Genomic DNA, 20,774 nt, shown 5'->3' on the forward strand with positions numbered 1-20,774 from the left:
CCATATCGTGTCCGCAAAGGAGGACGCTGCATGGAAGGTCTCGGTTTCTTCGGAACCATTATCATTGGCGGTCTGGCCGGCTGGCTGGCAGGCATGCTGATGAATCTGCGCTTCGGCGTATTCATGAATATCGTGATAGGTGTAGTGGGGGCAGCTTTAGCCACTGCGATCCTGGAACGGGCAGGCATTTGGGTCGAGCCCGGCGCCTGGGGTGGCCTCGTAAGCGGTTTCCTTGGTGCCTGCGGTCTGCTATTCGTCGCAAAACTTGTGAGACGCTAGCCTAAGAAAGCAATTTACAATGGTCACTATTCTTGATCGCATGTCCGGTGATGATGCCAAGCGTGTTCGCCATCCGGAGAAGGCGCATCGCCCGGATACCGAGGTCATGCGCAAGCCCGAATGGATCCGCGTGAAGGCGCCCACGTCCAAGGGCTATCAGGAAACGCGGGAGCTTGTGCGTAGCCACAAGCTGGTGACTGTGTGCGAAGAGGCGGGTTGTCCCAATATCGGCGAGTGCTGGGATAAAAAGCATGCCACTTTCATGATCATGGGCGAGATTTGCACGCGCGCCTGTGCATTCTGCAACGTGGCAACCGGCAAGCCAAATGCGCTTGACCTCGAAGAGCCTGCCAATGTCGCCAAGGCCGTCAAGCAGATGGGGCTTAGCCACGTCGTGATCACCTCGGTGGATCGTGACGATCTGGATGATGGTGGTGCCGAACATTTCGAAAAGGTCATTTGGGCCATTCGTGAGGCTTCTCCTTCGACGACGATCGAAATCCTGACACCTGACTTCCTCAAGAAGCCGGGAGCTCTGGAGCGAGTAGTAGCCGCCAAGCCGGACGTATTCAACCATAACCTCGAGACGGTTCCGGGCAACTACTTGACGGTCCGCCCGGGCGCGCGCTACTTCCACTCCATTCGCTTGTTGCAGCGTGTGAAGGAGTTGGATCCAACCATGTTCACGAAGTCCGGTATCATGGTTGGGCTGGGCGAGGAGCGCAACGAAGTTTTGCAGTTGATGGATGATCTGCGTACAGCAGACGTCGATTTCCTCACGATCGGCCAGTATCTTCAGCCGACGCGTAAGCACCATAAGGTCGAGAAATTCATTACTCCTGAAGAGTTCAAATCTTATGAGACCGTGGCCTATTCGAAGGGCTTCCTGATGGTTTCATCCAGCCCCCTAACGCGCTCTTCGCATCATGCTGGTGATGACTTCGCGCGTCTGCGTGAGGCGCGTGCAAGAAAATTGCTTGCTGCTGCGGAGTAGGACATGGCTACGTAGTGTCGTTCGATGCAGGCGGCGGCGATTGGTTGAACCTTATGGTCCTAGCCTCATCCAAAGCCATCCTGATGAGGTATGACAACATAGGTTCCTCAATTTTTTCGGCGATGTCGTCTGCCTTTTTGAGGTGTCTTATCAGTTTAAGTGTATCATCCATACTGCCATATGCCGATTTCGAAGAGTCTGGGGAGGGGCAGGTGTCAGCTCAGGCTTGAGCCTGATCCACCTTGATCATGGCTAATTAGAGGTATCGGCCGATGTTTCAACTGATCGCGGCGAACTGTCACTTGTCTTGAAGCCTATCCGATATTAGCTGAACAACATGCCAAAGTTTGAAAACCACCGTGCCGTTCGCCATTCCCCCAAAAATATGTTCGCGCTTGTCGCAGACGTTGAGAAGTATCCGCAGTTTCTTCCACTCTGCGAAGCCTTGTCGGTGCGTTCGAGCAAAGAGCGCGATGGTAAGACGTTACTGGTTGCTGACATGACCGTTGGCTATAAAGCGATCCGCGAAACCTTCACCACGCAGGTGCTACTCAATCCAGCCGAGTTGGTGATCGATGTGAAATACATCGAAGGTCCGTTCAAGTATCTGGACAATCAATGGCGCTTCCGGGAATCGCCGGAGGGCTGCATTGTTGACTTCCTGATCGACTACGAGTTCAAAAGCAGGATTCTCGGCGCTGTCATGGGTTCCATGTTTGATCGCGCATTCCGCATGTTTGCTGAAGCGTTCGAAGCGCGTGCTGACAAGGTGTATCAGGCCGATAATTCCGCAAGCAGTTGAAGTGCGGTCGTAACCGTCGCCAGTCTCACTTCTGTTCGTCCGATATCGCTGTACTGCATTTCCCTGTGGATCATGCGACCATCCCGATGAACGGCGCAGAGGTGGACCAAGCCAACTGGCTTTTCCGGCGTCGCCCCACCCGGTCCGGCGATTCCTGTTACGGCAACGGACAGATGTGAATTGGAGCGGATGAGTGCGCCCTTGGCCATCTGCAAGGCGGTTTCGCGCGAAACGGCGCCGAATTGCTGCAAGGTCTCTGCTGTAACACCCAGCATATCCATTTTTGCATCGTTGCTGTAGGTGATGAAGCCCCGATCAACAACAGCGGAAGAACCGGCGATTTCCGTCAATGCGGCACCGATCAGACCGCCCGTGCAGCTCTCGGCGGTCGCAATTCTGGTCCGGCGGTAAGAATTCAGCTCGATCACTAACCTCGCAAGTTCGACAATTTCCTGGGGCATCTGGTTCATTCCTCAATGACCCCGTAAACCACGGTCGCTGTCGCGATTGCCGCGATGCCTTCCTTGCGGCCAATGAAGCCAATTTTCTCGTTGGTGGTCGCCTTAACAGAGCACCGATCGATCGAGATTGCCAATATTTCCGACAGGTTCTGGCGCATGGCGTCGCGATGGGGAGCGACTTTTGGTGCTTCTGCAATCAAGGAGATGTCGGCATTGGTGATGATGCCGCCTTTTCCACGGACAATCTCCGCCGCGTGCGCCAGAAAAATCCGAGAGGCAGCGCCTTTCCATTGCGGATCTGACGGAGGGAAATGGTCGCCGATATCACCTGCGCCGCATGTTGCCAGAAGCGCGTCCGTCAAGGCATGCAATGCAACGTCCGCATCCGAATGACCGCTGAGCTTTTGGTCATGCGGAATGAACACACCGCAAAGCTTGACCCCGTCGCCCGGAACAAGCTGATGTACATCATAGCCGTTTCCGGTCCGGACATCGGGGAATCGTTCCTGAGTCTTGAGCTTGGCATCTGCCATTGCAATATCCTGTGCGGTGGTTAGCTTCACGTTGCTTGATGTGCCAGGGCAAAGCCTCACGGCTATTCCGGCCCATTCTGCGATGGAAGCATCGTCGGTAAAATCTGTCCTGCCGCTCGTCGCAGCAGCCTCATGAGCGGTAAGAATCGCTTCGAAGCGAAACCCTTGCGGCGTTTGCGCGCCATAGAGGTTTGCCCGGGGCAACGTCTCCTCAACGACGCCGGATGCATCTGCCCGCTTCAATGTGTCTGTCACCGCTATTGCGGGAAGAACGCCGGCTGCGCCCTCTGCAAGAATGTCTGCGATGGAATCGAGCAACTGATGCTCGACAAAGGGACGGGCCGCGTCGTGAATCATGACATGTGTGACGCCTGATCCCTTCAATGCATTCAAGCCGGCCAGGACGGACATCTGACGCGTCGCACCGCCTATGACCGAGTTTATGCGGTTAGCATTACTGAGGTCATCAATTGCTGTGGCGAACAAGTCGGTATCATCCGGATGAATGACAGCAATAATTGAGACGACCTGATGGCTTGGCTGCCACGTAAGAAATGCATTCAAGGTGTGATGAATGACGGGCAGCCCACCGATGGACCGGTATTGCTTGGGCCCTTGCTCAGGCGCGCCGGCACGCTCGCCACGGCCTGCTGCCACAATAACAACGCCGATCCTCATGTTTGCCGCCCATCGCACATTGCTTTTCAGTTCATCCTCTGATTGACACCGCAGAACTACAGCTTCAAATCCCTATTTTCCAGCCTCGCGCCCATAAATGACGCATTCGCGAAAACGCTCTTGGCAAAACCTAAATCAATGAATAAAAATAGGGCAGAAATTTCCGATGCCCGAAAGATCATCAATTGAGTCCATTCAATCCCGCAGCGCCATTCTCCATCGGACCGGTCGAGATCCGGAACCGGATCGTGCTTGCTCCGATGTCGGGCGTGACGGATCTCCCGTACAGGCAACTTGCCTGGCGCTATGGCGCAGGACTGGTCGTGACGGAAATGGTCGCGAGCCGGGAACTCGTCCATAACAAGGGTGAATCCTGGGAGAGGCTGAAAAGTACCGGCATTCGCCCACATATGGTGCAGCTGGCAGGCCGCGAGGCGCACTGGATGGCCGAAGCCGCCCGGATTGTCGAGGGCGAGGGAGCTGACATCATCGATATCAATATGGGCTGTCCCGCAAAGAAGGTGACCGGTGGATATTCCGGTTCTGCCCTCATGCGGGATCCAGACCATGCACTGAGCCTTGTGGAAGCTGTGGTTAGTGCTGTTCGCGTGCCCGTCACAGTCAAGATGCGGTTGGGCTGGGATGAAAATTCGCTCAACGCGCCCCTGATCGCAAAGCGAGCGCAGGACGCCGGGGTGGCAATGATTACCGTGCACGGGCGGACACGGATGCAGTTTTACGAAGGTCGTGCGGACTGGTCCGCCATTCACGCGGTTCGGGACGTTCTTCACATTCCGCTTGTGGCCAATGGCGATGTCGAGACAGCAGACGACGTGCAGAACATCGTGGCAGCATCCGGTGCGGATGCTGTTATGACTGGGCGAGGCACGCAGGGTCGTCCTTGGCATGCAGGCGTTCTTGCTGGTGCCCGGGAGCCTGATGTCCGCGAAAAGGCGTCGGTTGCCTGCGAACACTACGAGATGATGCTTGCGTTCTATGGGCGGGAGGCTGGTCTGCGCCATGCCCGCAAACATGTCGGCTGGTATATCGATCGCAACACGATCGGCGTCCCGGGAGATGTAAAAGCGAACCTAATGACAGAGAGTGATCCTGCTCGTGTCGTAAGGGTGTTGGAAGACGTAATGATCAAAGGCGCGGTTCCTGCGCGTAGGGAGGCCGCATGAGCCCGCAAGCAACCGACAAACTGGCCATGGCGGTTTTGAATTCAGTTCAGAACCCAGTGATCATGGTCGATCAGGAAGGGCGGATCGTTTTCGCAAACTGGGAGGCCGAAGCTTTTTTCGGCGCCAGCGCAACGCATCTCGCCAAGAACAAGATCTCAACCTTCATTCCTTTTGGCAGCCCGCTTCTGGCTTTGATCGATCAGGTGCGGGAGCGTCGTGCGCCGGTCAACGAATACCGTGTCGATCTCTCATCTCCGCGTCTTGGCCAGGAAAAGCTGGTGGACCTGTATGTCGCGCCTGTGGTGACGGATCCGGCCTGTGTCGTCATTGTGTTTCAGGAAAGAAGCATGGCGGACAAGATCGACCGTCAGCTGACCCACCGGGCAGCGGCACGGTCTGTAACAGGCCTAGCATCCATGCTTGCGCATGAGATCAAGAATCCGCTTTCTGGCATCCGCGGTGCGGCCCAGTTGCTCGAAACATCGGTCGCAGACGATGATCGTGCGCTGACCCGATTGATCTGTGATGAAACCGATCGGATCGTTTCGCTAGTGGATCGGATGGAAGTGTTTTCGGATGAACGTCCTGTGGACCGGGTTCCGCTCAACATTCACTCCGTACTCGATCACGTAAAGGCTGTGGCGAAGGCCGGTTTCGCGCGCGATATCAAGATCAGCGAAAACTATGATCCCTCGCTCCCGTCCGTTTATGCAAACCGTGATCAACTCGTGCAGGTGTTTCTCAATCTGATCAAAAACGCTGCCGAAGCGATTGGCGACCAGCAGGATGGCGAGATCATGCTGACCACTGCCTATCGGCCAGGTATTCGCCTCTCCGTCGCCGGTACGCGGGAAAAGATCTCTCTTCCACTGGAGTTCTGTGTCATCGACAACGGACCGGGCGTGCCGAGTGATCTTCTGCCCCATCTGTTCGATCCATTCATTACCACGAAAACCAACGGCTCGGGCCTCGGCCTTGCGCTTGTCGCAAAGATCATCGGTGGCCATGGCGGTATCGTCGAATGCGACAGCCAGGCGCGCCGGACGGTCTTTCGCGTACTCATGCCCATGCACAAGGGAGATGACCTTCAGGCTTGAAGGTCGCTGCTGAACACGACAGGAAGTTTGAAATGACTGCTACCATCCTTGTCGCAGATGACGATGCGGCCATCCGGACCGTATTGAACCAGGCGCTGACACGTGCCGGTTACGACGTGCGCATCACCTCGAACGCTGCCACGCTGTGGCGCTGGATTTCAGCAGGCGAGGGTGATCTAGTCGTGACCGACGTTGTCATGCCGGATGAGAACGCTTTCGATCTGCTTCCGCGCATCAAGAAGTCACGCCCCGATCTGCCGGTTCTGGTCATGAGCGCGCAGAACACATTCATGACCGCCATCAAGGCATCGGAGAAGGGCGCCTACGATTATCTTCCGAAGCCGTTCGACCTGACCGAATTGATTGCCATCATCGGGCGGGCGCTTTCCGAGCCGAAGCGCAAGCCAGCCAAGCTGGATGACGACATGCAGGACGGCATGCCGCTGGTCGGCCGCTCGGCTGCGATGCAGGAAATCTACCGCGTTCTGGCCCGACTCATGCAGACGGACCTGACGTTGATGATTACCGGCGAGTCCGGCACCGGCAAGGAACTCGTGGCACGGGCGCTGCATGATTATGGCAAGCGGCGGAATGGCCCCTTCGTTGCCATCAACATGGCGGCCATTCCGCGAGACCTGATCGAATCCGAACTTTTCGGACATGAAAAGGGTGCGTTCACCGGCGCGCAGAACCGCTCGACCGGTCGCTTCGAGCAGGCTGAGGGTGGAACGCTTTTCCTGGACGAAATCGGCGATATGCCCATGGACGCCCAGACGCGGCTGCTGCGCGTTCTTCAGCAGGGGGAGTACACGACGGTGGGTGGTCGGACTCCGATCCGTACCGATGTCCGTATCGTGGCCGCAACCAACAAGGATCTGAAGCAGCTCATCAATCAGGGACTGTTCCGCGAGGATCTCTACTATCGCCTGAATGTGGTGCCGCTGCGCTTGCCGCCCTTGCGGGACCGCGCTGAAGACATTCCGGATCTCGTTCGTCACTTCATGCAGCAGGCTGAAAAGCAGGGCCTTGATGGCAAGCGATTCGACACGGAAGCGCTGGATCTGATGAAAGCCTATGCGTGGCCCGGAAACGTTCGCGAACTGGAGAACCTGGTGCGCCGGTTAATGGCGCTCTATCCACAGGAAGTCATTACGCGCGAGATTATCGATACGGAGCTCAGATCCGATGTTCCTGACAGTCCGATCGAGAAAATGGGTGCGCGACCGGATAACATGACGATTGCCCAGGCGGTCGAAGAAAATATGCGGACCTATTTCGCAAGCTTCGGCGAGGCATTACCGCCGCCGGGGCTTTACGACCGCGTTCTGACAGAAATGGAATATCCGCTCATTCTTGCCGCCCTCACGGCAACGAGAGGAAACCAGATCAAGGCAGCGGATCTGCTTGGGCTCAACCGCAACACTTTGCGAAAGAAGATCCGCGAATTAGGCGTTTCGGTTTACCGCAGCTCGCGGACCGTGTAGCCGCCCTTGCCCTTCGAGCTTGACATAGGATCAGGGCTCGTTGCATTTTCGCCACAATGCGTTGCTCAATAGCAACGCAGAAGACAGATCGAGTCGCATCCCGGATGCGGTCGTTTTTGCGAAATGAGCGCGTTGGTCGCTGTTTGAGTGCAGGGGCTGGGATTGGGGTTAAGCATGGCAGATGCGTTGTCAGCGGCCGCGGGTGAAGAACCGGCGGCACTGGTGCAGGACCGGCGTGCATCCTTCGCATTGCCCGGGCTTCTGCTTGCAGGCGGCGCACTCATCTGCGCCGTTGCAACTCTTCTCGTGCTTCTCGGCGCTACGCCCATTGCACCGACGTCTAATGTCGTGATCACCTCGGCGGTTCTCAACACGCTTTTCGTGCTGGGGCTGATCTATCTGATCGCACGCGAAGTTTCACGCCTGGTCAAAGCCCGCAAGCGCGGCCGCGCCGCAGCGCGTCTACACGTCCGTATCGTGGTTCTGTTCTCGATCGTTGCGATCACGCCTGCTGTTCTGGTCGCGATTTTTGCAAGTCTGACGCTGAATGTCGGTCTTGATCGTTGGTTCTCCTTGCGCACCCAGTCGATTGTCCAGTCCTCGCTGGACGTTGCGCGTGCCTACATGCTTGAGAATGCGAGCTATCTGCAGGGTCAGACCGTATCGATGGCAAACGACCTCGAACGAAACCGAGCGATGTTCTATCTGGATCGCACCGGATTCGTTGACCTGATGACGCGTCAAGCCAGGGGCCGCGGGATGCTGGGTGCATTCCTGGTCCGTGAGGATGGCGAAGCGATCGCCCAGGCAGACATCCAGACCGAGAAGCCGCTGCCCGCAATCCCCAAGGATGCCTTGGCCAGTTCGGCGGCCGGTCAGCCGACGCTCATTCCGCCTGGCATTACAAACTTGGTTGGTGCGATCATCAAGCTGGAAGCCATCCCTGGCGCGTTTCTGTACACCATCCGTGCCGTCGACCCCAAGGTCATGAGCGCCATGCGGTTGATGGAGGATAATCGGGCGGAGTATCAAGCGATGGAAGCGGGCCGTATGAGCCTGCAGGTTGCCTTTGCCGTTCTCTATCTTGGCTTCGCGCTCATCGTTCTTCTGGCTGCGATCTGGACTGCCATCGCCGTCGCCGACCGTATCGTTCGCCCGATCCGTTTGCTGATCAGTGCCGCGGATAATGTCGCAACGGGTAATTTCAATGTCGTGGTGCCGGTACGCTCTGCGGATGGCGATGTCGGCAATCTGTCGCGAACCTTCAACAAGATGATCTCGCAGATACGCAGTCAGCGAAATGAAATTCTGGAAGCGAAGGATGAGGTGGATGATCGCCGCCGCTTCATCGAGGCTGTGCTTTCGGGCGTCACTGCTGCTGTTATCGGTGTCGAAAACGACCACCGGATCACGATCGTCAATCCATCTGCCGAAGATTTCCTTGGCATGCAGGCCGACCAACTGGTTGGCGAGCGACTTGAAGACGTGGCGCCGGAAATCGATCAGGTTCTGAAGGAGGCAGCGGGCAGGGCGCGTGGAGAGCTGCGCAAGGAAGTGAACCTTGTACGGGGGGGCAAGGAACGCACTCTGAGTGTGCAGGTCACGCGCGAAGAGCAGCGCAGCAGCACTGACTCCTATGTCATCACGCTGGACGACATCACCGACCTTGTCATTGCGCAGCGCTCGACTGCCTGGGCCGACGTCGCTCGACGTATTGCGCACGAAATCAAGAACCCGCTGACGCCGATCCAGCTTTCAGCAGAGCGGTTGAAACGTCGATACGGCAAGCAGATAGACGAAAGCGACCGGGCAGTCTTCGACCAGTGCACGGATACAATCGTGCGGCAGGTGGGTGACATTGGCCGAATGGTGGATGAGTTCTCCTCGTTCGCCCGAATGCCGAAGCCGACGAAGGAAAAGGGCGATCTTAGGGATATCCTCCGAGATGCAATTTTCCTGCGCGAAATGGGCGCCAGCCATGTAACGTTTCTCCGCGAACTGGGAGACGAGCGGTTGGAAGGCCTGTTTGACTCGCGCATGCTGGGTCAGGCCTTCGGCAATCTCATCAAGAATGCGGTTGAGGCCATCGAGGCGGTCCCCAGTGACGCCGAGCGCGATGGTCGGAAGGTTCTGGTCCGGTCAATCTTCGATGCGACGAAGGACCAGTTCCGGGTCGACATCATCGACAATGGAAACGGTCTACCGGTTGAAAACCGGCACCGCATTCTCGAGCCTTACATGACGATGCGAGAAAAGGGCACCGGGCTCGGACTCGCCATCGTGAAGAAGATCATTGAGGAGCACGGCGGCCAACTGGAACTGCACGACGCACCGGCGGATTTCGATCAGGGCAAGGGTGCCATGATCCGTGTGATCCTGCCGCATGTTCAGAGTGCTGCCGCGTCTCAAACAGATATGAACAAGGAAGCAGCTTATGGCGTCTGATATCCTCGTCGTGGATGATGAAGCAGACATTCGTGAAATCGTTGCGGGTATTCTGTCCGATGAAGGACACGAGACGCGGATGGCGCATGACAGCGATAGCGCCCTCGCGGCGATCTCCGATCGTGTGCCGCGCCTGATTTTCCTGGATATCTGGATGCAGGGAAGCAAGCTTGATGGGCTGGCTCTGCTGGATGAGATCAAGGTCCGGCACCCGGAGGTTCCGGTCGTGATGATCTCAGGTCATGGCAACATTGAGACTGCCGTATCCGCCATCAAGCGCGGCGCTTTCGATTTCATTGAGAAGCCGTTCAAGGCTGATCGCCTGATCCTGATCGCCGAGCGTGCGCTTGAGAATTCGAAGCTGAAGCGCGAGGTCACCGAGCTTAAGAAACGGGCGGGCGATTCTTCGGAACTCGTGGGGACCTCGGTCGCCATATCGCAGCTTCGCCAGACGATCGAAAAGATTGCGCCGACCAATAGTCGCATCATGATTCTCGGCCCCTCCGGTTCCGGAAAGGAACTTGTTGCGCGGATGATCCACAAGCGGTCGTCCCGCGCGGGCGGTCCCTTCGTCGCCTTGAACGCAGCAACCATTACGCCGGATCGTATGGAGATCGCGCTGTTCGGTACGGAAGGCGGGCCGGGGCAGCCACGCAAGATCGGCGCACTCGAAGAAGCGCATCGCGGTATCTTGTATCTTGATGAGGTTGGCGAGATGCCGCGCGAAACGCAGAACAAGATCCTGCGGGTGCTGGTTGATCAACAGTTCGAACGCGTCGGTGGATCCAAACGCGTCAAGGTCGATGTTCGCATCATTTCGTCGACCGCATACCACCTCGAGAACCTGATTGCGGAAGGCATCTTCCGTGAGGACCTTTACCATCGCCTTGCTGTCGTGCCCGTCAAGGTTCCAGCCTTGGCCGAGCGTCGCGAAGACATCCCCTTCCTTGTGGACATGTTCATGCGACAGATCTCGGAGCAGGCGGGCATTCGTCCGCGCAAGATCGGCGATGATGCTATGGCTGTTCTGCAGGCGCATGACTGGCCCGGCAATATTCGCCAGTTGCGTAACAACATCGAGCGACTGATGATCCTTGCGCGAACCGACGGTCCGGATTCGCCGATCTCGGCGGATATGCTTCCGACGGATCTTGGCGACATGCTGCCGAAGATCTCCACGAAGGGCGATCATCACATCATGACCTTGCCGCTCCGCGAGGCTCGCGAAATGTTCGAGCGCGATTATCTTGTGGCGCAGATCAATCGTTTTGGTGGCAACATCTCCCGCACGGCTGAATTTGTTGGTATGGAGCGTTCAGCACTTCATCGGAAGCTGAAGTCGCTGGGCGTCTGAACTCTGAATACCCACCCGTTACGTTGAAAGAGCAAAATGAAGGTCATCATTTGTGGTGCCGGGCAGGTGGGTTACGGCATCGCCGAGCGTCTTTCGCAGGAAGAAAACGAGGTATCGGTGATCGATACTTCGGCGGCGTTGATCAACGCCATCACCGAAACGCTCGATGTGCGCGGCTATGTCGGTCACGGCGCGCATCCGGATGTGCTCGCCAAGGCAGGTGCCGAACAGGCGGACATGATCATCGCCGTCACGTTGTACGATGAGGTTAACATCGTGGCCTGCGAGGTCGCTCATGCGCTTTTCAGCGTGCCGACCAAGATCGCCCGTATTCGCTCGCAAAGCTATCTGCTGCCGGAATATGCCGATCTCTTCAGCAGCCGGAACATGTCGATCGACGTGACGATTTCTCCAGAAATCGAAGTCGGTAAGATGGTCCTGCGACGTATATCGTTTCCCGGTGCTGTGGACGTTGCCCGCTTCGCTGACGACGCCATCGCGATGGTTGCCATTGAATGCATGGAAGATTGCCCGGTGGTGGACACGCCGCTTGAGCAATTGAGCCAACTGTTTCCGGATCTCATTGCCACCGTTGTGGGAGTTTTGCGGGACGGGAAGCTTTTCATTCCGCGATCGGGTGATCAGCTTCACGTTGGGGATCTGGCCTATGTGATCTGCCAGCGCGAACATACACGGCGCACGCTTGGTCTGTTCGGCCATGAAGAGCAGGAAGCGAAGCGGATCGTGATCGCCGGTGGTGGCAATATCGGGCTCTATGTTGCACAGCGTATCGAGCAGATGCAGCCAAGAAGCCGGGTCAAGATCATCGAAACAGATCGGGCGCGCGCCACATTCATTGCAGAAGAGCTGAAGAACGCCGTTGTTCTGCAGGGCTCATCTCTTGAGCAGAGCCTTCTGCAGCAGGCCGATATTCAGGATGCCGACCTGATGATTACGCTGACCAACAATGACCAGGTCAATATTCTCAGTGCGGTCATGGCCAAGGCGCTCGGATGCCGATCCAACCTCGTTCTTGTCAATTCCACCTCGCTGAGCGAGGTGAGCGATTCATTGAACATCGACTCCGTTATCAATCCGCGCGCTGTTACCATTTCCCGTGTCCTTCAGCATGTTCGCAAGGGGCGAATTCGATCCGTCTACGCCGTTCAGAATGGCGCCGCAGAGGTGATCGAAGCCGAGGCTCTGGAAACTTCACCTCTGGTTGGGTCCTGTCTTCGCGATCTCGATCTGCCGGAAGGAATACGAATTGGTGCCATGCTGCGCGACGGGAAGGTTCTGAAACCTGGTGGTGAAACGCGGATCAAGGCAAAGGACAGAGTTGTTCTGCTGGCTACTCGAAAGGCCGTGCGCGATGTGGAGCAGTTATTCCGGGTGTCCATCCAATATTTCTAGGGAATGACCCTGCGAAAATTCCACCTGGCCTATGCAGGTTGGCGCTGCCAAGAGCTGTGGATAGTTCAATAGCATGATATTCATTAGGCGTCGTATGGACGGCCTATTGAGCTTCGCAAAATGCGAGATTTCTCGATAAGTAACTGCTTTTACAAGCATTGTTCTCAACAAGAGCCGGTTCTTCGCATATGCGATTGGTCATTGCGCAAAACACGGCGATTTGATAACCAATTGCACGGACGGTGGAGGTAGGAGAGGTGCTCTACCGAATTTTCCGAGCGTGATCATATCCCGGCCGCACGGCTGGCAAAAAAGAAAGAAGCGGCGCTATGGCGGAACGTTCTCAAAATCTTCAAGACTTGTTTCTCAACACTGTTCGCAAGCAGAAGATTTCACTTACTATCTTCCTCATCAATGGCGTCAAGCTGACGGGTGTTGTAACATCCTTCGACAATTTCTGCGTGTTGTTGCGGCGTGATGGTCATTCGCAGCTGGTCTACAAGCATGCGATCTCTACGATCATGCCTGGACAGCCGATGCAGATGTTCGAAACCGAAGAAAGCGCTGGTTGATCTCGATCAGGGCAGCCATTGAATACCAACACCGGTTGCCCCATCTATCACTCAGGAAAGCCGTCACTTTCAGGGAACTTCAGACCGCCGACACTTTTCGGCGGTTTTCGCATGTCTTAGCGAACTGGTTGTTTCCGCAAACGGCTTAATTGGCTAGAATTGAAGGAAGACTGCGATAGTCACTCGCGATACCTCAAATGAATCCCTGATCCCCGACGCCGAGAAGCGCCGCGATGATATGCGCGCGCTGGTGCTCGTTCCGGTCTTGAAACAGGCGCGATCTGCCGCTTCCGGCCCGTCGGATACGGCGACACCTGCGCCGCGCCGATCCGATGAAGCAAGACTGGAAGAAGCAATGGGTCTGGCTCGTGCCATTGACCTGACGATTGCTCGTGGACTGATCATACCGGTCAGTCAGCCGAAGCCCGCGACACTGATTGGGACCGGCAAGATCGAGGAGATCAAGACTCTTCTGGACGAGAATGACTGTGGTCTGGTGATCGTCGATCATCCGTTGACGCCCGTGCAACAGCGCAATCTCGAAAAGGAATGGCAGGCGAAGGTGATTGATCGCACGGGTCTCATTCTCGAGATTTTCGGGCGACGCGCCTCCACGAAGGAAGGGACGCTCCAGGTCGATCTTGCCCATCTCAATTACCAGAAGGGTCGCCTCGTGCGAAGCTGGACACACCTTGAGCGTCAGCGTGGTGGTGCGGGCTTCATGGGTGGTCCGGGTGAAACTCAGATCGAAGCTGACCGTCGACTGCTGCAGGAGCGTATTCTCAAGCTGGAGCGCGAACTTGAGCAGGTCGTGCGCACCCGACAGCTGCATAGGGCCAAGCGCCGCAAGGTTCCTCATCCGATCGTCGCGCTCGTGGGCTACACGAATGCCGGAAAATCCACGCTCTTCAACCGGATCACGGGAGCAGGCGTGCTGGCAGAAAACATGTTGTTCGCCACGCTTGATCCAACGCTTCGTCGCATGAAGTTGCCGCATGGCCGAACTGTCATCCTCTCCGATACGGTCGGCTTCATTTCGGATCTTCCTACTCATCTGGTCGCCGCTTTCCGCGCGACGCTGGAGGAAGTGCTGGAGGCGGATCTCATTCTCCACGTCCGCGATATGTCCGATCCCGATAACAGCGCACAGTCGGCGGATGTCCTGCGTATCCTCGATGATCTTGGCATCGACGAGAAAGAGCGCAGCGAGCGCATTATCGAGGTTTGGAACAAGATCGACCGTCTGGAGCCCGAGGCGCACGAGGCCGTTGCCGAACGCGCTCTTGGCCGTGAAAACGTCATGGCCGTCTCGGCAATCTCCGGTGAGGGCGTCGATCGTTTGATGGACGAGATTTCACGACGCCTTGCGGGTGTCGTGACGGAGACGACTGTCGTGCTTCCGCCGGAAAAGCTGTCGCTGATTTCGTGGATCTATGAAAATGCCATGGTCGACCAGCGAGAGGACCTGGAAGATGGCTCTGTCGCTTTCGATCTGAGACTTTCCGAGCAACAGGCGAACGCCCTTGAACGAAAGCTGGGTGTCTTCCCGGTGGCAGAAAAGGAAGACTGGGAGCGGTAAGCCGCTCCCTATTCTGCTGCCTCTCTAGGTTTCACGCCCTTGGCAGCCTGCCAGAAGGCCTCCATCTCCTCAAGAGAGGCTTCAGCAGGAGCCTTCCCCAATTTCTTAAGTTCCGTTTCTATATAACTGAATCGGTTTCGAAATTTCGAATTCGTTCCACGTAAAGCCTGCTCGGGATCGGCTTTTACGTGACGACCGATGTTCACAACGGCGAATATCAGGTCCCCGAGTTCGTCTTTTATCTTTACGGATTGCCCCTCTCGCAGAGCCTCTCGCAATTCTGCGATCTCTTCTTCGATCTTGTCGAGAATTGGTTCTGCTTCCGACCAATCGAAGCCAACAGTTGCCGCGCGTTCCTGCAGCTTCAGTGCCTCGACAAGAGCAGGTTGATGACGAGATACGGAACCTAGAAGGCCGACAGTCTCATCGTCAACCAATCCGCGCTTTGCGCGTCGCTCGGCGCGATCTTTCTTTTCGGCCGCCTTGATCTGATCCCACTGGAGTCTGACCGCTTCGGGCGTATTGACATCCGAACGTGCAAACACGTGCGGATGCCGCCTGATCATCTTCGTCGTTATCGCCTCAACGACGTCGGCAAAGCTGAATGCGCCTGCTTCTTCCGCCATCTGTGCATGGAATACGACCTGAAACAGCAGATCTCCCAACTCATCCTTCAGATCTTCAAGATCCGCACGCTCGATTGCGTCGGCCACCTCATAGGCTTCTTCGATCGTGTAGGGCTTTATGGTCTGGAAATCCTGTTTGATATCCCACGGGCATCCCGTCTGAGGATCCCGCAGAGATGCCATAAGTTTCAGGAGATCGGAGATATCCTTGGAGGGCTGCATTGCTAAAGCCTTATTCTATCAGTTCAGGGGAATGCCGTTGTCGGACTTGCTTTGCTGATAGCTTTCCGAGAGTGCATCATACCTGGCTTTGATGGCATTGATCCGCTCGTGAAGTTCGGTACGAAGCTTTTCCTCCTCGGTATCGGCCATTTCGCTGATCGCGAAGGATTTCCAGAATGCATTCTGCCGCTTGTAACCGCCGGGCTCCAGGCCGAACACTTCCTTCAGGATCTTTAGATCATGGGGGATGGTAAAGGCGTCACGCGAATCTTCGTGGCTGAAGAAGAAATAGAAGTTATCGAAACCTGCCCAGGTGATTGCCGACATGCACATGGTGCAGGGTTCATGGGTGGACAGGAAAATGAGTTCGCGTGGGTCCGGCCGCTCCGCCATCTCATAGAAGCGCTTCAGCGTATGCACTTCGCCGTGCCAGAGTGGATTTTCGAGTTCGTTGTTGGTTTCTGCAAGAACCAGTGAGAGATCCGCCTTGCGGAGGATTGCAGCACCAAACACCTTGTTGCCGAGGGCCACTCCGCGCTCGGTGAGCGGGAGGATGTCATTGTCGATAACATCCAGCAGGCGGGTAGCGATTGTTTTCGGAGTCACGCGCTCATGTCCTTTTCTGATATTGCTCCACCATACGACAGGTGTGGAGAGCTTGAAAACACCGATTCCCCCCGAGACCGCCCACCACGCAGCGTTGCGTCGACAGCGTATCAGGCTGATTTTCTGTGATTTGCCGCACATTCGGAATGAAAATATCAGAAGTCCGGTCTCCACGGATTGCTGTTGCTTCTCGATTTTTCATGAAACTGCGATATTAAGTGCAATAACTCATCATTGTGCGAACGCACAGGAACGACAGGACCCAGTGATGGCAGACAAGGTGTTGACCGCGAATCGTCTGACCGACGGCATTGCCGTTTGGCTTGACGCCAGTGGAGCGTGGAACGAGGCATTGCAGAGCGCCTTGGTGGCGCGGCACACTGAGGCCGTCGCAGCATTGGAGGAAATCGGAAAACGCGATTTTTCTGCAAATCTTGTCGTTGACGTCAACGTAGTGGACGTGGAAGAGGTCAATGGCCTTATCCGTCCTCTGCGCCTACGCGAGCGTATTCGCGCCGCTGGTCCGACGATGGATTATGCCCCCGGTTACAAGCCCGCTGATCCGGCATTCATTGCTGCCTGAGGAATTCGATGTATCGTTATGATGAGTTTGACCACGCTTTCGTTTCCAGTCGCGTGGAGCAGTTTCGTGATCAGGTTGCGCGTCGCCTCTCGGGCGAGCTTGCTGAGGATGCATTCAAGCCGCTGCGTCTGATGAATGGCGTCTACCTGCAGCTTCACGCCTACATGCTGCGCGTTGCGATCCCCTATGGCACGCTGAATTCCCGGCAGATGCGGATGCTTGCGCACATCGCCCGCAAGTACGACCGTGGCTATGGCCATTTCACCACGCGCCAGAACATCCAGTACAACTGGCCGAAACTTTCCGATACGCCGGATATTCTGTCGGAACTCGCGTCCGTCGAGATGCATGCGCTACAAACGTCTGGCAACTGCATTCGAAATGTGACCGCTGATCACTTTGCCGGTGCTGCTGCGGATGAGGTGGCGGATCCACGTCCATACGCCGAGATCCTGCGTCAGTGGTCTTCGGTGCATCCTGAGTTTTCCTTCCTGCCGCGCAAGTTCAAGATTGCAGTGACCGGCGCTGAACGCGACCGTGCTGCCATTCAGGTTCACGACATCGGGCTGCATCTGAAAAAGAACGACAAGGGTGAGATCGGTTTTGCCGTTTACGTCGGTGGTGGCCAGGGCCGCACGCCGATGATCGCAAAGAAAATCCGTGACTTCCTGCCGGAGCAGGATCTGCTGTCCTACACGACTGCGATCTTGCGCGTTTACAATCTGCATGGCCGTCGTGACAACAAGTACAAGGCGCGCATCAAGATCCTCGTCCACGAGACAGGAACGGAAGAACTCGCTCGTCAGGTAGAAGCCGAATTTGCGCATTTGCAGGGTGCCGAACTGAAGCTTCCTGAGGCAGATATCGAGGCGATCAGCACCTATTTTGCACCGCCTGCGCTGGTGGCGCGTCCTGAAGGCTGGGCGCAGCTGGCGGGTGCGAAGAAGGCAGATGCCAGCTTCGCGCAGTGGGTTCACCAGAATGTTGAGCCTCACAAGCATCCCGACTACGGCATGGTGACGATCTCGCTGAAGCCGATCGGTGGTGTTCCCGGCGATGCGACAGATGTACAGATGGATGCCGTTGCCGACATCGCAGAGCAGTATGCGCTGGATGAAATCCGGATCACGCACGAGCAGAATATCGTTCTGCCGCATGTGGCGCTTGCCGATCTCGAAGCCGTCTATAAGGTGCTGGTAGCGCAAGGCCTTGCAACAGCCAATGCCGGGCTGATCACCGACATGATCGTCTGTCCCGGTCTTGATTACTGCGCGCTTGCGAATGCGCGTTCCATTCCGGTTGCGCAGGCAATTTCGCAGCGTTTCGGCTCCGCCGAGCGTCAGGCAGAAATCGGTGAGTTGAAGATCAAGATCTCGGGATGCATCAACGCCTGCGGCCATCACCATGTCGGCCATATCGGCTTGCTTGGCGTGGAGAAGAAGGGTGCTGAACTCTATCAGATCACGCTTGGCGGTTCGGCGGATGAGCATACTTCGATCGGTGAGATCATCGGGCGCGGTTTCGAGCCGGAAAAAGTGACTGATGCCGTCGAGAAGATCGTGGATACCTATCTTGGCCTTCGGTTGTCCAAGGACGAAACTTTCCTTCAGGCCTATCGTCGTGTTGGCCCGCAGCCTTTCAAGGATGCGCTTTACGGCGAAGCCGCGCAGGCAGCATAGGTTTAGGGATTGAACATGACACGTATCTGGACAGAAAACGGTTTCGTGGACGCTGATCCCTGGATCATCGAAACGGATGAGGTCAAGGCCGGCGAGGGCCAGACGGCTCTCCTCACCATTGATGAGTTGATCGAGCGCGCCGATAACTCCAACGATGTTGGCTTTGGCGTGCTGGTCAAGCCTGCCGATGACGTATCAAGGTTGGAACCCTATCTCTACCGACTGGTGCTGATCGCTGTCGCCTTTCCCGCGTTCAACGATGGTCGTGGCTTCAGCCACGCCTCGCTGCTTCGCGAGAGGTTCGGCTACGCCAATGAATTGCGGGCGGTGGGCGATGTCTTGATCGACCAGGTTCCGCTCATGCTGCGGTGTGGCTTCGACAGTTTCGCGGTCACCAATGAGACTGCGCTGCGTCGTCTTTCCGAAAATCGGCTGCCGGGCATTGCCGTTCACTACCAGCCGACTGCTCGCGCGGCGACAGGTGGTGAAGCCTATAGCTGGCGCCGTCGCTCGGCCTGATTAAAGCTGAGTTCAAGAGGCGAATTTTTCCAAGCATCCGCGACATATAAACGCGGATGCCTTCAAAACAGTGTGTTCATGGTATATGTCGCTAGCGCACACGAAGCTGGATAGAACGAGACGCACGAATGAACGTTTCCGCCAAGACTGAAGAATTCGCCGCCAAGGCACCCGCCAATATTCCGGATGGAGTTTATGCGGAAACCGTTCTGGCTGTCGAACATTACACGGATCATTTGTTTCGTTTCCGCATGACGCGCCCTGCGGGCTTCCGCTTCCGGTCAGGCGAGTTTGCAATGATCGGCCTGATGGTCGGCGAGAAGCCGATCTATCGTGCTTACTCCATCGCCAGCCCGGCCTGGGACGAAGAACTGGAGTTCTTCTCCATCAAGGTGCAGGACGGTCCGCTGACGCAGCATCTTCAGAAGATCAAGCCAGGCGACACGGTTCTCATGCGAAAGAAGCCGACTGGCACTCTGGTGCTCGACGCGCTGACGCCGGGCAAGCGCCTGTACATGTTCTCGACCGGTACGGGCATCGCTCCGTTTGCGAGCCTCATTCGCGATCCCGAAACCTATGAAAAGTTTGACGAAGTCATTCTCACGCATACGTGCCGGGAGATTGCGGAGCTGAAGTACGGTTTCGACCTGATGGAAGAGATCCGCAATCACGAGTTCCTGGCTGAGGTTGTCGGCGACAAGCTCAAGCATTATCCGACGGTGACACGCGAAGATTACGCGTTCCAGGGGCGCATTACCGATCTGATCGCAAACGGCAAACTGTTTACCGATCTGGGTGTTCCGCCGCTCGATCCAGCTGTTGATCGCGGTATGATTTGCGGATCGACGGCCATGCTCAAGGACACTAAGGAGTTGCTTGAAAAGGCGGGACTGACGGAAGGCGCAAACAATAAGCCCGCCGAGTTTGTCATCGAACGCGCATTTGTCGGCTGATCTATAGATATACTTTACGGAAAAGGCTCTGGATCGATCGATCCAGAGCCTTTTTTGTCTTGGGAGACAATGTGATGTCAGTCGCGCTTGATTGTCGCCAATAGCTGCCACAGATCGGCGCCTGTTTCAAAAACGGCGGCGTTGGCTTTGAAAGACAGCGATGCCTCTGTGAGCTCAAGCATTTCCTGCCCGGTGTCTACTCCGTCTCCGTCAGCGCCCGGCTGTTGAAATTGAGATAGATCTGCTCGTACGCCACCATCAGGGGTCGTGCTGAATTGGGTGGAGAGGCGGCTGTAGTTCGATGAGTCAACATTTGCAATGTTGTTGGCAGTGGCAGAAAGCCGCGTAACCTGTGCCTGCATGCCAGACAGGGCCGAATTCGTAACACCGCTCAAGCTCATTTTCACCTCTCCAGGCAATTATGCCTGACGATGACCATAACCAACGAATAGATCGTTGTCGCGGATGATACGTCGGTAGCATTGATGAGATGTAAACTCAGTCACGTGATGTATGGCCAGATGAATAACTTCAGCGAGACAATTTACGACTTGGTAATAACCCGTCCAAATTAAGTACACCTCGATAGCAAAGCGGCTCCGTCTGTGTCTACGGAGCCGTCATTCATGCATCTCCTAGGCGGTAGTGACGATTTAGCTATTTGAGCCAGATGGCGATGGCTGCGAGTTTGACGAATCCCATGAAGTTGGC

20 protein-coding genes are annotated in these 20,774 nt (G+C 56.2%); 15 read left to right on the forward strand and 5 right to left on the reverse strand.

Annotated features, from left to right (window positions below; all coding sequences use genetic code 11):
• The first annotated feature begins 30 nt into the window (after positions 1 to 30).
• The 3 genes from MUU53_RS14100 (at position 31) to MUU53_RS14110 (ending at position 2,075) form a co-directional block, all read left to right on the forward strand.
• Positions 31 to 279 (forward strand): GlsB/YeaQ/YmgE family stress response membrane protein, encoded by a 249-nt coding sequence (locus MUU53_RS14100; RefSeq protein WP_247261460.1) that lies wholly within the window; start codon positions 31 to 33, stop codon positions 277 to 279.
• A gap of 19 nt (positions 280 to 298) precedes the next feature.
• The gene (gene lipA, locus MUU53_RS14105; protein ID WP_247261461.1) at positions 299 to 1,273 is read left to right on the forward strand and encodes a lipoyl synthase; all 975 of its coding nucleotides are present in this window, start codon (positions 299 to 301) and stop codon (positions 1,271 to 1,273) included.
• 337 nt (positions 1,274 to 1,610) lie between these two features.
• Positions 1,611 to 2,075, forward strand: coding sequence for a type II toxin-antitoxin system RatA family toxin (locus tag MUU53_RS14110; RefSeq protein ID WP_247261462.1), 465 nt, complete (start codon positions 1,611 to 1,613; stop codon positions 2,073 to 2,075).
• On the opposite strand, the gene MUU53_RS14115 is transcribed toward MUU53_RS14110, so the two are convergent.
• Both MUU53_RS14115 and MUU53_RS14120 read right to left on the reverse strand, forming a co-directional pair.
• Positions 2,048 to 2,545, reverse strand: coding sequence for a CinA family protein (locus MUU53_RS14115; protein WP_247261463.1), 498 nt, complete (start codon positions 2,543 to 2,545; stop codon positions 2,048 to 2,050). The two genes, MUU53_RS14110 and MUU53_RS14115, sit on opposite strands and share 28 nt — an antisense overlap.
• Positions 2,542 to 3,747: a bifunctional 2-C-methyl-D-erythritol 4-phosphate cytidylyltransferase/2-C-methyl-D-erythritol 2,4-cyclodiphosphate synthase gene (locus MUU53_RS14120; protein WP_247261464.1), complete on the reverse strand. Its 1,206-nt coding sequence runs from the start codon at positions 3,745 to 3,747 to the stop codon at positions 2,542 to 2,544. Before MUU53_RS14120 ends, MUU53_RS14115 begins: the two co-directional genes overlap by 4 nt.
• Positions 3,748 to 3,932: 185 nt before the next feature.
• On the opposite strand from MUU53_RS14120, the gene dusB reads away from it, so the two are divergent.
• The 8 genes from dusB (at position 3,933) to hflX (ending at position 14,875) form a co-directional block, all read left to right on the forward strand.
• Positions 3,933 to 4,931: a tRNA dihydrouridine synthase DusB gene (dusB, locus tag MUU53_RS14125; protein ID WP_247261465.1), complete on the forward strand. Its 999-nt coding sequence runs from the start codon at positions 3,933 to 3,935 to the stop codon at positions 4,929 to 4,931.
• A complete protein-coding gene (locus tag MUU53_RS14130; protein WP_247261466.1) occupies positions 4,928 to 6,028 on the forward strand; it encodes a two-component system sensor histidine kinase NtrB in 1,101 nt (366 codons plus the stop codon). The genes dusB and MUU53_RS14130 overlap by 4 nt, the downstream gene beginning before the upstream one ends.
• A 32-nt stretch (positions 6,029 to 6,060) precedes the next feature.
• Entirely contained in the window at positions 6,061 to 7,512 is a 1,452-nt protein-coding gene (ntrC, locus tag MUU53_RS14135; protein ID WP_062554792.1) for a nitrogen regulation protein NR(I), read from the forward strand.
• Between the two features lie 174 nt (positions 7,513 to 7,686).
• Positions 7,687 to 9,957: a sensor histidine kinase NtrY-like gene (locus MUU53_RS14140; protein WP_247261467.1), complete on the forward strand. Its 2,271-nt coding sequence runs from the start codon at positions 7,687 to 7,689 to the stop codon at positions 9,955 to 9,957.
• Positions 9,947 to 11,311: a nitrogen assimilation response regulator NtrX gene (gene ntrX, locus MUU53_RS14145; protein ID WP_062554407.1), complete on the forward strand. Its 1,365-nt coding sequence runs from the start codon at positions 9,947 to 9,949 to the stop codon at positions 11,309 to 11,311. Before MUU53_RS14140 ends, ntrX begins: the two co-directional genes overlap by 11 nt.
• 36 nt (positions 11,312 to 11,347) lie before the next feature.
• Positions 11,348 to 12,724, forward strand: a complete 1,377-nt coding sequence (gene trkA, locus MUU53_RS14150; protein ID WP_247261468.1) for a Trk system potassium transporter TrkA — start codon at positions 11,348 to 11,350, stop codon at positions 12,722 to 12,724.
• Positions 12,725 to 13,053: 329 nt separating this feature from the next.
• The gene (gene hfq, locus MUU53_RS14155) at positions 13,054 to 13,296 is read left to right on the forward strand and encodes an RNA chaperone Hfq (protein WP_062554409.1); all 243 of its coding nucleotides are present in this window, start codon (positions 13,054 to 13,056) and stop codon (positions 13,294 to 13,296) included.
• A gap of 238 nt (positions 13,297 to 13,534) precedes the next feature.
• Complete coding sequence (gene hflX, locus MUU53_RS14160) at positions 13,535 to 14,875, forward strand: GTPase HflX (RefSeq protein WP_247261469.1); 1,341 nt, start codon at positions 13,535 to 13,537, stop codon at positions 14,873 to 14,875.
• An 8-nt stretch (positions 14,876 to 14,883) separates the two neighbouring features.
• Here the strand turns inward: hflX and mazG are convergent, their stop codons facing one another.
• Both mazG and MUU53_RS14170 read right to left on the reverse strand, forming a co-directional pair.
• Entirely contained in the window at positions 14,884 to 15,723 is an 840-nt protein-coding gene (mazG, locus tag MUU53_RS14165; protein ID WP_247261470.1) for a nucleoside triphosphate pyrophosphohydrolase, read from the reverse strand.
• Between the two features lie 18 nt (positions 15,724 to 15,741).
• Positions 15,742 to 16,329, reverse strand: coding sequence for a deaminase (locus tag MUU53_RS14170; protein ID WP_247261471.1), 588 nt, complete (start codon positions 16,327 to 16,329; stop codon positions 15,742 to 15,744).
• Positions 16,330 to 16,597: 268 nt separating this feature from the next.
• On the opposite strand from MUU53_RS14170, the gene MUU53_RS14175 reads away from it, so the two are divergent.
• From MUU53_RS14175 to MUU53_RS14190, 4 genes are all read left to right on the forward strand, one after another.
• Complete coding sequence (locus tag MUU53_RS14175) at positions 16,598 to 16,912, forward strand: DUF2849 domain-containing protein (RefSeq protein WP_247261472.1); 315 nt, start codon at positions 16,598 to 16,600, stop codon at positions 16,910 to 16,912.
• Positions 16,913 to 16,920: 8 nt separating this feature from the next.
• Entirely contained in the window at positions 16,921 to 18,591 is a 1,671-nt protein-coding gene (locus MUU53_RS14180) for a nitrite/sulfite reductase (RefSeq protein WP_247261473.1), read from the forward strand.
• A gap of 15 nt (positions 18,592 to 18,606) precedes the next feature.
• Positions 18,607 to 19,110 (forward strand): DUF934 domain-containing protein, encoded by a 504-nt coding sequence (locus MUU53_RS14185; RefSeq protein WP_247261474.1) that lies wholly within the window; start codon positions 18,607 to 18,609, stop codon positions 19,108 to 19,110.
• 128 nt (positions 19,111 to 19,238) lie between these two features.
• Positions 19,239 to 20,063, forward strand: coding sequence for a ferredoxin--NADP reductase (locus MUU53_RS14190; protein WP_062554416.1), 825 nt, complete (start codon positions 19,239 to 19,241; stop codon positions 20,061 to 20,063).
• Between the two features lie 77 nt (positions 20,064 to 20,140).
• Here the strand turns inward: MUU53_RS14190 and MUU53_RS14195 are convergent, their stop codons facing one another.
• Positions 20,141 to 20,464: a flagellar basal body rod protein FlgC gene (locus MUU53_RS14195; RefSeq protein ID WP_247261475.1), complete on the reverse strand. Its 324-nt coding sequence runs from the start codon at positions 20,462 to 20,464 to the stop codon at positions 20,141 to 20,143.
• Positions 20,465 to 20,774: the final 310 nt, after the last annotated feature.

It is taken from the genome of Affinirhizobium lemnae (assembly GCF_022968395.1).
GTDB lineage: Bacteria > Pseudomonadota > Alphaproteobacteria > Rhizobiales > Rhizobiaceae > Neorhizobium > Neorhizobium lemnae.